Source organism: Streptomyces sp. SCUT-3, assembly GCF_014083985.1.
GTDB lineage: Bacteria > Actinomycetota > Actinomycetes > Streptomycetales > Streptomycetaceae > Streptomyces_H > Streptomyces_H thermolineatus.
Genome location: NZ_CP046907.1, coordinates 1,360,241 through 1,373,012, shown reverse-complemented (window position 1 = coordinate 1,373,012; position 12,772 = coordinate 1,360,241). Strand labels below are relative to the sequence as shown.

Below are 12,772 nucleotides of genomic sequence, written 5' to 3'. Positions count from 1 at the left end.
CGGAATTCTTCTTCCCCGACCCTTCCGCGACGCGACCCAGGGAGCCCCGACGATGGCGATCGACCTCACCGGCCGACACTTCCTCAAGGAGCTGGACTTCACCCCGGAGGAGTTCCGCGGTCTCGTGCGGCTCGCCGCGGACCTCAAGGCCGCCAAGCGCGCCGGCACCGAGGTCCGGCGCCTGGAGGGCCGCAACATCGCCCTGGTCTTCGAGAAGACCTCCACCCGTACCCGCTGCGCCTTCGAGGTCGCCGCCCACGACCAGGGCGCCTCCACCACCTACCTCGACCCGGCCGGATCCCAGATCGGCCACAAGGAGTCCATCAGGGACACCGCGCGCGTCCTCGGCCGGATGTTCGACGGCATCGAGTACCGCGGCCACGGCCAGGAGATCGTGGAGGAGCTGGCGGCCCACGCCGGCGTCCCCGTCTGGAACGGCCTGACCGACGAGTGGCACCCCACCCAGATGCTCGCCGACGTCCTCACCGTCACCGAGCACACCGCCAAGCCGCTCGACGAGGTCTCCTTCGCCTACCTGGGCGACGCCCGCTACAACATGGGCAACTCCTACCTGGTCACCGGCGCCCTCCTCGGCTGGGACGTGCGCATCGTCGCCCCGGCCGCGTACCGGCCGGAGGCGTCCGTCGTCGCCGAGGCCGAGAGGATCGCCGCCTCCACCGGCGCGCGCATCACCCTCACCGAGGACGTCGCCGCCGGCGTCGCCGGGGCCGACTTCGTCGCCACCGACGTGTGGGTCTCCATGGGCGAGCCCAAGGAGGTCTGGGACGAGCGGATCGAGGCGCTGCGCCCCTACGCCGTCACCACGGACGTCCTGCGCGCCACCGGCAACGCGGAGGTGAAGTTCATGCACTGCCTGCCGGCCTTCCACGACCTGGGCACCGCCGTCGGCCGCGAGATCCACGCCCGGCACGGCCTGACCCACCTCGAGGTCAGCGACGAGGTCTTCGAGTCCGGGCACTCCGTCGTCTTCGACGAGGCCGAGAACCGCATGCACACCATCAAGGCCGTCCTCGTCGCCACCCTGGCCGGCCCGGCCGCCTGACCGGTCCCGCCACCCCGGCCGGCCCTCCGCCGGCCGGCCCCGTCGGCCGGCGGCCCCTCGTGCACCCCGCCGGCCCTGCAGATCCACCCGCAGCCGTCGGCACGAAACGGCAACCGCGGGGGTCCGGGCCCGACCGGCCCGGCCCCCTCCGCCCGCGCGGCCCACCCGTACCCGCGCGGCACCATTGGCACCACCGGCACCACCGGCACCACCAGGAAGTGAACCACCCCATGCGGCACTCGCCCTTCCGCACCAAGTCCCCGGAGCGGCTCGTCGCCGAGTCCGGCGCCGACCTGGAGGGCCACGGCCTCCAGCGCACCATGGGGCTCTTCCAGCTCCTGTGCTTCGGCATCGGCGCCATCGTGGGCACCGGCATCTTCGTCGTCCTCGCCGACACCGTCCCCGAGGCGGGGCCCGCGGTGATCGTCTCCTTCGTGCTGGCGGCGGTCACCTGCGTGTTCACCGCCTTCTCCTTCGCCGAGCTGGGGTCGGCGATCCCCGTCTCCGGAAGCTCCTACGCCTACGCCTACGCGACCATGGGGGAGCTGGTCGCCTTCCTCGTCGGCTGGTGCCTGCTGCTGGAGTACGGCGTGTCCGTCTCCGCGGTCGCGGTCGGCTGGAGCCAGTACCTCAACGAGCTCCTCGGCGCGGTCACCGGCGTGCAGCTGCCCGCCTCCCTCTCGGGCGCCCCCGGGGACGGCGGCGCGGTCAACCTGCCCGCCGTCGCCGTGATCGCCATGGCCGCGGTCCTGCTGGTGCGCGGTGTCCGCGAGAGCGCCCGGGCCACCGCGGTCATGGCCGTGATCAAGATCGGTGTCCTCGTCGTCTTCTGCGCCGTCGCCCTGACCGCTTTCGACGCCGGCAACCTCGTCCCGTTCTCCCCGCACGGCCTCGCCGGGATCGGGGCCGGGGCGTCACTGGCCTTCTTCTCCTACATCGGCTTCGACGCGATCTCCACCGCCGGCGAGGAGGTGCGCAACCCGCGCCGCAACATCCCCCTGGCCATCCTGATCTGCATCGGCGTGGTCACCGCGCTGTACTGCCTGGTCGCGGTGGCCGCCCTGGGCGCCATGCCGGCCGACGAGATCGCGGGCACCCCCGCAGCGCTCGCCGTCATCGTCGACCGGGTCACCGGCTCGGGCGCCGGCGCGGCCGTCGTCTCCTTCGGCGCGGTGGTGGCCATCGCCTCGGTGGTGCTCGCCGTCATGTACGGGCAGACCCGCATCCTGATGTCGATGTCCCGCGACGGCCTGGTGCCGCGCGTCTTCGAGCGCGTCTCGCCGCGCACCGCCGCGCCGGTCGCCAACACCTGGATCGTGGCCGCGGTCTTCGCCCTGCCCGCCGCGTTCCTCCCCCTGGACGTGGTGGTCAACCTCACCACCATCGGGACCCTGGCCCTGATGGCCGTGGTCAACCTGTGCGTGCCGCTGCTGCGCCGTACCCGCCCGGACCTGCGGCGCGGGTTCACCGTCCCGCTGTACCCCCTCAGCCCCCTCCTGGGCTTCGGCTTCTGCCTGTACCTGGTGCACGGCCTGGGCGCGGCGACCTGGCTCCAGTTCGCCGCCTACCTGGCGGCGGGCGCGGCCGTGTACTTCGCCTACAGCCGCAGCCGCTCCCGCCTGGACGCCGGGGGCGCCGGGGACGCCCCCGCCCCGGGCGCCGGCTGACGCGGCCGGGACGGTGTGTTTCGCGGGAGGCGGTGAGACCGCCCGCCCCGGGGGTAGCAGCCCGGGGGCGGACGTCCCCCGGGCCCGGCGTCGCCAGTGGCGGGATGATGCACTAGGGTTATCTCGACATCGAGATATCTGCCGAGGCGTACCCCACGGCCCGGGAGCGGGGCGGGGCATCCCCACCCGGGGCGACCCTGCCCGACGGCCTCCGGGAAGTGTCGGCAGGATTGTGGCCGGTACGCGCACTTGATGAAGGAGACTGTCGTGTCCGCGAACAGCTTCGACGCCCGCAGCACGCTGCGCGTGGGCGACGAGTCGTACGAGATCTTCCGGCTGGACAAGGTGGAGGGCTCCGCGCGCCTCCCCTACAGCCTCAAGGTGCTGCTGGAGAACCTCCTGCGCACCGAGGACGGCGCGAACATCACCGCCGACCACATCCGCGCGCTGGGCAACTGGGACGCGAGCGCCCGGCCCAGCCAGGAGATCCAGTTCACGCCCGCCCGCGTGATCATGCAGGACTTCACGGGCGTGCCGTGCGTGGTCGACCTCGCCACCATGCGCGAGGCCGTCAAGGAGCTCGGCGGCGACCCGTCGCGCATCAACCCGCTGGCACCGGCCGAGCTGGTCATCGACCACTCGGTCATCGCCGACCGCTTCGGCACCCCGGAGGCGTTCGCGCAGAACGTCGAGCTGGAGTACGGCCGCAACAAGGAGCGCTACCAGTTCCTGCGCTGGGGCCAGACCGCCTTCGACGAGTTCAAGGTCGTCCCGCCGGGCACCGGCATCGTGCACCAGGTCAACATCGAGCACCTGGCCCGCACCGTCATGGTCCGCAACGGCCAGGCGTACCCCGACACCCTGGTGGGCACCGACTCGCACACCACCATGGTCAACGGCCTGGGCGTCCTGGGCTGGGGCGTCGGCGGCATCGAGGCCGAGGCCGCGATGCTCGGCCAGCCGGTCTCCATGCTCATCCCGCGCGTCGTCGGCTTCAAGCTGACCGGCGAGCTGCCCACCGGCACCACCGCCACCGACCTGGTGCTGACCATCACCGAGATGCTGCGCAAGCACGGCGTGGTCGGCAAGTTCGTCGAGTTCTACGGCGAGGGCGTCGCCGCCACCTCGCTGGCCAACCGCGCCACCATCGGCAACATGTCGCCGGAGTTCGGCTCCACCGCCGCGATCTTCCCGATCGACGGCGAGACCCTGAACTACCTGCGCCTGACCGGCCGCTCCGAGCAGCAGGTCGCGCTCGTCGAGGCGTACGCCAAGGAGCAGGGCCTCTGGCTCGACCCGGCCGCCGAGCCCGACTTCTCCGAGAAGCTGGAGCTCGACCTCTCCACCGTCGTCCCCTCCATCGCCGGCCCGAAGCGCCCGCAGGACCGCATCGTCCTGGCCGAGGCCGCCGAGCAGTTCGCGCGGGACGTGCGCAACTACGTGGCCGACGCCCCGGCCCAGGAGCAGACCGCGGCCTCCCCGGTCGACGAGGCGAGCGACGAGTCCTTCCCGGCCTCGGACGCCCCGGCCTACGGCCACCAGGAGAACGGCGCGGGCGCCCCGCAGCACGCGGGCGGCTCCGCCTCCGGTGCCCCGTCCAACCCGGTGACCGTGACCGCCCCCGACGGCTCCACCTACGAGATCGACCACGGTGCGGTGACCGTCGCGGCCATCACCTCCTGCACCAACACCTCGAACCCGTACGTCATGGTCGCCGCCGCCCTGGTGGCCAAGAAGGCGGTCGAGAAGGGCCTGACCAGCAAGCCGTGGGTCAAGACCACCCTCGCCCCGGGCTCCAAGGTCGTCATGGACTACTACGACCGCGCGGGCCTGACGCCGTACCTCGACAAGATGGGCTTCAACCTCGTCGGCTACGGCTGCACCACCTGCATCGGAAACTCCGGCCCGCTGCCGGAGGAGGTCTCCAAGGCCGTCAACGACAACGACCTGGCCGTCACCTCGGTGCTCTCCGGCAACCGCAACTTCGAGGGCCGGATCAACCCCGACGTCAAGATGAACTACCTGGCCTCCCCGCCGCTGGTCGTCGCGTACGCCATCGCGGGCTCCATGAAGGTGGACATCACCAAGGAGGCGCTGGGCACCGACAAGGACGGCAACCCGGTCTTCCTGAAGGACATCTGGCCCTCCGAGCAGGAGGTCAACGAGGTCGTCGCCTCCGCCATCGGCGAGGACATGTTCGCCACCTCCTACCGGGACGTCTTCGCGGGCGACGCCCAGTGGCAGGCGCTGCCGATCCCGACCGGCGACACCTTCGAGTGGGACCCGCAGTCCACCTACGTGCGCAAGCCCCCGTACTTCGAGGGCATGACGATGGAGACGACCCCGGTCGAGGACATCACCGGCGCGCGGGTCCTGGCCAAGCTGGGCGACTCGGTCACCACCGACCACATCTCCCCGGCCGGTGCGATCAAGGCCGACACCCCGGCCGGCAAGTACCTCACCGAGCACGGCGTCGAGCGCCGCGACTTCAACAGCTACGGCTCGCGCCGCGGCAACCACGAGGTCATGATCCGCGGCACCTTCGCCAACATCCGCCTGCGCAACCAGATCGCGCCGGGCACCGAGGGCGGCTACACCCGCGACTTCACCGTCGAGGGCGCGCCGGTGTCGTTCATCTACGACGCCTCGCAGAACTACCAGGCGGCCGGCATCCCGCTGGTCATCCTGGCGGGCAAGGAGTACGGCTCCGGCTCCTCCCGCGACTGGGCGGCCAAGGGCACCGCGCTGCTCGGCGTCAAGGCGGTCGTCGCCGAGTCCTACGAGCGCATCCACCGCTCGAACCTGATCGGCATGGGCGTCCTGCCGCTGCAGTTCCCCGAGGGCGCGTCGGCCGAGTCCCTCGGCCTGACCGGCGAGGAGACCTTCTCCATCACCGGCATCACCGCGCTCAACGAGGGCGGCATCCCCGCCACCGTCAAGGTGAAGGCGGGCGACGTCGAGTTCGACGCCGTGGTGCGCATCGACACCCCCGGCGAGGCGGACTACTACCGCAACGGCGGCATCATGCAGTACGTGCTGCGCAGCCTGATCCGCAAGTAGCACCCGGGCGGCCCGGCGGGCGGGAAGAACCTGCCGGGCCGTCAAGAAGTGAACACGAAGAGCGGCAGGGGCCGCGTCCCGGTGAACGGGGCGCGGCCCCCGGCCGTTTCCGCACCGGGTGCGAAGGGGCGCCGTCCCCGGGTCCCGGACCGGAACGGCACGCCGCGAATCCGGCCCCGATCTTGCCCTCGGGCGAGGAGTGGACTATACCTGTCGCGTCCGAAGGCCGCGGGAAGCGGACCGGCGGGAACGGGGAGGGGCGGTCGCGACTGCGGCCGCAGGGCACGTCCCCGCCTGCCGGGGGACAACCGGCACCACGCACTGTCTCTGCACAGCTGTCCGCAGCGGCCGTCGGCTCCGGCGAGCCGCACGGGTCCTGGAGAAGGCGAGGACTTGAGCATGGGATCCACCAGCGCGACGAACGGTTTCGGCCGACGGGACCTGATCAGGCGTGCGGCGGCGATCGGCCTCGCCGCCGTGCCGGCCTCCGGACTGCTGTCCGCCTGCGCGTCCGGGGGCAGCGACGGGGAGAAGGCCGAGAAGGGCACCAGGAGCGCGAAGAACCCCCTGGCGGTCAACGAGAAGGCGCCCCTGGACGTGGTGATCTTCGACGGCGGGTTCGGCGACCAGTACGCCAAGGACGCCGAGAAGATCTACGCCGCCGCCTTCCCCGGCGCCGAGATCAAGCACAAGGCCACCCAGGAGATCCAGCCCCTGCTGCAGCCGCGGTTCGTCGCCGGCAATCCGCCGGACCTGATCGACAACTCCGGCGCCAAGCTGATGGACGTGGCCTCCCTGGCCGCCAAGGGCCAGCTCGCCGACCTCAACACCCTGCTGGACGCGCCCTCCTACGACGACCCGTCGGTGAAGGTCCGCGACACCCTGGTCCCCAGCACGATCGAGGTCGGGAAGTTCGGCGGCGAGGAGGTCTACACCCTCAACTACGCCTTCACCGTCTACGGCCTGTGGCACTCGAAGAAGCTGCTGGAGGACAACGACTGGGAGTACCCCAGGACCTGGGACGCCATGATGTCCCTGTGCGCGAAGGCGAAGAAGAAGGGCATCGCGGGCTGGACCTACGCCGGCAAGCACCCGTACTACATCCCCTTCGCCTTCTACCCCTTCATCGCCAAGGCCGGCGGCATGCAGGTGTTCGCGGACATCGCCAACCTGGAGCCGAACGCCTGGAAGCACGACGCGGTCAAGGACGCCTTCGAGGCTTATTACGAGCTGGCCGCCAAGGGCTACGTCCTCAAGGGCACCCCGGGCCTGGACCACATCCAGTCGCAGACCGAGTGGACCAAGGGCAAGGCGCTGTTCATCCCCAACGGCTCCTGGGTGGAGAACGAGGCGAAGAAGACCACCCCGGCCGACTTCGCCATGACGGTGGCCCCGCCCCCCTCCCTCGGCTCCTCCGACGCGATGCCGTTCGAGACCGTCTGGGCCTCCCCCGGGGAGCCGTTCACCGTGCCGGAGCAGGCGAGGAACGCCGCGGGCGGCATGGAACTGCTGCGGATCATGCTGAGCAGGAAGTCCGCGCAGAACTTCGCGAAGCTGGTCTCCTCCCTGACCTCGGTCAAGGGGGCGGTCGACGGCATGGACCTGCCCAGCGGCCTGGCCTCGGCCAACGCCGTCCTCAACGCCGCCGGCGACAACGTCCTCGTCCCGCGCATCGACGAGTGGTACAAGGAGTTCCACCGCGAGCAGGTCGGCGGCGCCCTCGCCGAGCTGATGGCGGGCCGGATCCGGCCCGCCGAGGCGATCGCCCGCATCCAGAAGGACGCCGACGCCCTGGCGAAGGACGACTCGGTGAAGAAGTACGAGTTCACCGTCTGAGGCGGACGCACGGCGCACGGCACACGGCACACGGCAGGCACACGGCACACGGCAGGCACACGGCACACGGTGCCCGGCGGGTTCCCGGCACACGGAGCCCGGCGGGCACCCGGACGGCGGCACCGGCGCACCACGGAGGCGGGCGGACATGGCGGGCGAGAGCGCGACGGCGGGGAGCCCCGCGGCCACGGCGAAGGGGCCGGTCCCGGTGGCGGGCGCGGTGGGGAAGGGAGGCGGGGGCCGGCGCGCGGGGAACCCCGCGCGCCGCCGCAGACTGGCCGAGTACCGGTTCGTCGCCGGGTTCCTGGCGGCGCCGGTGGCCCTGTACGCGGTCCTGGTGGTCTCGCCCTTCCTCCAGACCTTCTACTACTCGCTGACCGACTGGACCGGCTACACCGCGGACTTCTCGATGGTGGGGCTGGCCAACTACGCCCGGCTGCTCGAGGACGAGCTGTTCCTGACGGCGCTGTGGCACAACGTGGTGCTGCTGCTGGTGCTGCCGCTGGTCACCCTGGGCCTGGGCCTGTTCTTCTCCTTCATGCTCAACGTCGGCGGCCGGCGGCGCGGCGGCGCGGTGGTCGGGGGAGTGGGGGGCTCGCGGTTCTACAAGGTCGTCTACTTCTTCCCGCAGGTGCTGTCGGTGGCGATCGTCGCGGTGCTGTGGCAGTACGTCTACAGCCCCACCGACGGGCTGCTCAACGGCGTGCTCTCCGGAGTCGGCCTGGAGTCGCTGGAGCAGAACTGGCTCGGCGACCCGGACCTGGCGATGGCCTGCGTCATGGCGGTCATGGTGTGGGCCAACGTGGGCTTCTACGTGGTGCTGTTCTCCGCGGCCATGGCCTCCGTGCCCAGGGAGATCTACGAGGCGGCCCTGCTGGACGGCGCGGGCCGGGCGACCACCTTCTTCCGCGTCACCCTCCCGCTGATCCGCGACACCGTGCAGACGGGCTGGGTGTACATGGGGATCATGGCGCTGGACGCCTTCGCCTACGTGTACATCATGACGACCAACCAGGGCGGGCCGGACAACTCGACGCTGGTGCTGCCGGTGTACCTGTACAAGAGGGCCTTCCGCGACGGCCAGGCGGGTTACGCCACCGCGGTCGGCGTGGCCCTGCTGGCCGTCACGATGGTCTTCGCCGTGGCCGCCATGGCGCTGGGCCGCCGCCGCGACCGGATCGAGTTCTGACGCCACCGACGCCACCGACGCCACCGACGCCACCGACGGCACCGACGCCATCGACTGCACCGACGGGAACCGGGCACCGGCGCACGCCGGCCAGGAACGGGGAGACGACCACACGATGACCACAGCCGAACCGGCCGGCCTCCCGGCCGCCACCGAGAAGGCCGCACGGCGGGACGGCGCCGCCCCGGGCCGGGCCGCGGCCCCGGGCGGCCCCGCGCCCGCGCGGCGGGGCCCGAGGGGCGGCGGGCCGGGCGAGGGGGCCCTGGACCTCCTCTCGCACGGCTTCCTGGTCCTGTGGGCGGTCCTCGCCGCGGGGCCGCTGCTGTGGGCCGTCATGACCTCGTTCAAGACCTCCGAGCAGATCCTGGAGAGCCCCTGGTCGCTCCCGGACGCCCTGCACTTCGAGAACTGGTCCAGGGCGTGGCAGACGGCCGACATGGGCCAGTACTTCCTGAACTCGGCCGTGGTGGTGGCCGGTTCGCTGGCCGGCACGATGCTGCTGGGCTCGATGGCGGCCTACGTCCTCGCCCGCTTCACCTTCCCCGGCAACCGCCTGCTGTACTTCCTGTTCGTCGGCGGCATGTCCTTCCCGGTGATCATGGCGATCGTGCCGCTGTTCTTCGTGATGAAGAACCTGTCGCTGCTGAACACCGCGCACGGCCTGGTCCTGGTCTACATCGCCTACTCGCTGCCCTTCACCGTCTTCTTCATGACCTCCTTCTTCCGGACCCTGCCGCAGTCCGTCGCCGAGGCGGCCATGATCGACGGGGCCTCGCACACCAGGACGTTCTTCCAGGTCATGCTGCCGATGGCCAAGCCGGGACTGGTCAGCGTGGGGATCTTCAACTTCCTGGGCCAGTGGAACCAGTACCTGCTGCCGCTGGCGCTCAACGTGGAGAACGAGGACGAGCAGCTGCTCACCCAGGGCCTGGCCGCCCTCGCGGTCAGCCAGGGCTACGACGGGGACTGGGCCGGGCTGTTCGCCGGCCTCACCCTGGCGATGCTGCCGGTCCTGGTGGTGTACGTGGTCTTCCAGCGGCAGGTCCAGGCGGGCCTGACCGCCGGCGCCCTGAAGTAGCGGCCCGGCCGCCGTCCCGCCCCCGCACACCCCCGCACGCCCGCCCGCTCCCGCGTGTCCGTCCGCCCGCGCGTCCGCCCTCGGAACCTCTCCATCCGGGTGATGGAGCGTATGGGACATATGCGAACCATATGGCCATTTTTCGGTGGTGCAAGACTCAACCCCTTGACGGGACATCACCCCTGCGGCCCATCCTAGGGTTCATGTGTTGGAGAAACGGCGGGCCGCTCGCAGCGGTTCCCGCCGTGGACGGGCGGCGGGTCGCGCCGTCCGGTTCGGAAGGCGGGAGTGGATGGGCGTGGAGACTCCGGGGTCGCAGTCGTCGCTGCACCGGGCCAACCTCGAGCGGGTGGTGCGCGCCGTCCGGCTGGCCGGTTCGCTGACGCAGGCGGAGATCGCCCGCACCACCGGGCTGTCGGCCGCCACGGTCTCCAACATCGTCCGCGAGCTGCGCGACGGCGGGGCGGTGGAGGTCACGCCCACCTCCTCGGGCGGGCGCCGGGCCCGCAGCGTCTCGCTGTCGGGGGACGCGGGCATCGTGGTGGGGGTGGACTTCGGCCACAGCCACCTCAGGGTGGCGGTGGGCAACCTGGCCCACCAGGTGCTGGCCGAGGAGTCCGAGCCGATCGACGTGGACGTCTCCGCGGCCGAGGGCCTGGACCGGGCGGAGGAGCTGGTCGGCCGCCTGGTGGAGTCCACCGGGATCGGCAGGGAGAAGGTCATCGGCGTCGGGCTGGGCGTCCCCGGCCCCATCGACGTCGGGACCGGGGTGCTGGGGTCGACGTCCATACTGCCGGGGTGGAGCGGCATCAACCCCCGCGAGGAGCTCTCCGGGCGCCTGGGCATGCCGGTGTACGTGGACAACGACGCCAACCTGGGCGCGCTCGGCGAGGTGGTCTGGGGCGCGGGTCGCGGCCTGAGGGACCTGGCCTACATCAAGGTGGCCAGCGGCGTGGGCGCCGGCCTGGTGATCAACGGCCGGATCTACCGGGGTCCGGGCGGCACCGCGGGCGAGATCGGGCACATCACCCTGGACGAGTCGGGCCCGGTGTGCCGCTGCGGCAACCGCGGCTGCCTGGAGACCTTCACCGCGGCCCGGTACGTCCTGGGGCTGCTGGGCGGCAGCCACGGCCCCGGCCTGACGGTGCCGGGGATGGTGCGGCTGGCCCGGGAGGGGGACCCCGGCTGCCGCCGGGTCGTCTCCGACGTGGGCCGGCACGTCGGCATGGGCGTGGCCAACCTGTGCAACGTGCTCAACCCGCAGCGGGTGATCCTCGGCGGCGACCTGGCGGAGGCCGGGGAGCTGGTGCTGGCCCCCATCAGGGAGTCCGTGGCCCGCTACGCGATTCCCAGCGCGGCCCGTCAACTCTCCGTGGTGCACGGGGCCTTGGGGGCGCGTGCCGAGGTACTGGGCGCGCTGGCGCTGGTGTTGAGCGAGATGGGCGATTCCACGCTTCTGGACGGATCCTCTCCCTCCGCGACTCCATCCTTCACTTAGATAACGCGCGCCACCGTTGCCATGTCGTTAAGGATTTACTTCTTGACGGCATGGCAGTCTGCGAGTTGACTCGCCTCACCTCGGTCGCAACGACGCGGCCATGTCAGGGGAGGAATGGGACTCGTGAACACGTACCTGCGTCGTACCGCCATGATCGCGGCGGCCGTGTCCATGGCAGCCGGCCTGGCCGCCTGCGGCAGCGCCGGCCAGGCCGGCGACAACGCCGGCAAGGCCGCGGAGGGCAAGGGCAAGGAGAAGCTGACCATCGGCCTCCTCCTGCCGGAGAACCAGAACGCCCGCTACGAGAAGTTCGACAAGCCCCTGATAGAGGCCAAGGTCGAGGAGCTGTGCGACACCTGCACGGTGACCTACGCCAACGCCCAGCAGGACGCGGCCACCCAGCAGCAGCAGGTCGACTCGATGATCACCAAGAAGGTCGACGTGCTGATCCTGGACGCGGTGGACTCCAAGTCCATCGCGTCCTCGGTGAAGAAGGCCGACCAGGCCGGCATCCCGGTCGTCGCCTACGACCGCCTGGCCGAGGGCCCCATCAGCGCCTACACCTCGTTCGACAACGAGCAGGTCGGCAAGGTCCAGGGCGAGGCGCTGCTGGAGAAGCTGGGCGACAAGGCCGGCAAGGGCAAGATCGTCATGATGAACGGCTCCCCGACCGACCCGAACGCCGCCATGTTCAAGAAGGGCGCCCACTCCGTCCTCGACGGCAAGGTGAAGATCGGCAAGGAGTACGACACCGAGAAGTGGAAGCCCGAGAACGCCAACGAGAACATGAAGGGCGCGATCTCCTCCCTCGGCAAGAAGGAGATCGTCGGCGTCTACTCCGCCAACGACGGCATGGCCTCGGGCATCATCACCGCCCTGAAGGCGGCCGGGTTCGACGAGCTCCCGCCGGTCACCGGCCAGGACGCCGAACTGGCGGGCGTGCAGCGCATCGTCAGCGGTGAGCAGTTCATGAGCGTCTACAAGGCGTACCGGCCCGAGGCCGACGCCGCCGCCGAGATGGCCGTCGCGCTGGCCCGCGGCGAGAAGCTCGACGCGATCGCGAAGGACTCGGTCGACAGCCCGACCACCGAGGGCGTCCCGTCCGTGCTGATCACCCCGGTCGCCCTGACCGTCGACAACATCGAGGACACCGTCGTCAAGGACGGCCTCTACACGGTCGACGAGATCTGCACCGCCAAGTACGCCAAGGCCTGCGAGAAGGCCGGCCTGAAGTAGGGCCCGCAAGGGCCCGCAACGGCCCGCACGGGCCGGCAGGGCCCTCCGGCACGGCCCCGCCGCACGGCGGGGTCGGCCCCCGACCTGTCCGGCGTCCCGCCCGCCCATTCCACCCCGCTGAGGGCGGGGCGCCGGACGGCCCTGT

Annotated in this window: 8 protein-coding genes; all 8 read left to right on the top strand. The window is 71.2% G+C overall.

Going from position 1 to position 12,772, the window contains the following annotated elements:
- Positions 1-52: 52 nt before the first annotated feature.
- Positions 53-1,063, top strand: a complete 1,011-nt coding sequence (gene argF / locus GQS52_RS05955) for an ornithine carbamoyltransferase (protein ID WP_182312033.1) — start codon at positions 53-55, stop codon at positions 1,061-1,063.
- A gap of 230 nt (positions 1,064-1,293) precedes the next feature.
- Positions 1,294-2,730, top strand: coding sequence for an amino acid permease (locus GQS52_RS05950; protein WP_182316243.1), 1,437 nt, complete (start codon positions 1,294-1,296; stop codon positions 2,728-2,730).
- 267 nt (positions 2,731-2,997) lie between these two features.
- Positions 2,998-5,790, top strand: a complete 2,793-nt coding sequence (locus GQS52_RS05945; RefSeq protein WP_275946454.1) for an aconitate hydratase — start codon at positions 2,998-3,000, stop codon at positions 5,788-5,790.
- A gap of 399 nt (positions 5,791-6,189) precedes the next feature.
- Positions 6,190-7,626: an N-acetylglucosamine/diacetylchitobiose ABC transporter substrate-binding protein gene (ngcE, locus tag GQS52_RS05940; RefSeq protein WP_182312029.1), complete on the top strand. Its 1,437-nt coding sequence runs from the start codon at positions 6,190-6,192 to the stop codon at positions 7,624-7,626.
- 148 nt (positions 7,627-7,774) lie between these two features.
- Positions 7,775-8,815, top strand: coding sequence for a sugar ABC transporter permease (locus GQS52_RS05935; RefSeq protein WP_182312027.1), 1,041 nt, complete (start codon positions 7,775-7,777; stop codon positions 8,813-8,815).
- A 115-nt stretch (positions 8,816-8,930) separates the two neighbouring features.
- The gene (locus tag GQS52_RS05930; protein WP_182312025.1) at positions 8,931-9,893 is read left to right on the top strand and encodes a carbohydrate ABC transporter permease; all 963 of its coding nucleotides are present in this window, start codon (positions 8,931-8,933) and stop codon (positions 9,891-9,893) included.
- A 298-nt stretch (positions 9,894-10,191) separates the two neighbouring features.
- Complete coding sequence (locus GQS52_RS05925; RefSeq protein ID WP_182316242.1) at positions 10,192-11,391, top strand: ROK family transcriptional regulator; 1,200 nt, start codon at positions 10,192-10,194, stop codon at positions 11,389-11,391.
- Positions 11,392-11,514: 123 nt separating this feature from the next.
- Complete coding sequence (locus GQS52_RS05920; protein WP_259370620.1) at positions 11,515-12,627, top strand: substrate-binding domain-containing protein; 1,113 nt, start codon at positions 11,515-11,517, stop codon at positions 12,625-12,627.
- Positions 12,628-12,772: the final 145 nt, after the last annotated feature.

What these genes read in the sequence shown, in the direction of transcription:
- GQS52_RS05930 (WP_182312025.1), top strand. Translation starts at nt 8,931, where the DNA reads ATGACCACAGCCGAACCGGCCGGCCTCCCGGCCGCCACCGAGAAGGCC.
- ngcE (WP_182312029.1), top strand. Translation starts at nt 6,190, where the DNA reads ATGGGATCCACCAGCGCGACGAACGGTTTCGGCCGACGGGACCTGATC.
- argF (WP_182312033.1), top strand. Translation starts at nt 53, where the DNA reads ATGGCGATCGACCTCACCGGCCGACACTTCCTCAAGGAGCTGGACTTC.
- GQS52_RS05935 (WP_182312027.1), top strand. Translation starts at nt 7,775, where the DNA reads ATGGCGGGCGAGAGCGCGACGGCGGGGAGCCCCGCGGCCACGGCGAAG.
- GQS52_RS05950 (WP_182316243.1), top strand. Translation starts at nt 1,294, where the DNA reads ATGCGGCACTCGCCCTTCCGCACCAAGTCCCCGGAGCGGCTCGTCGCC.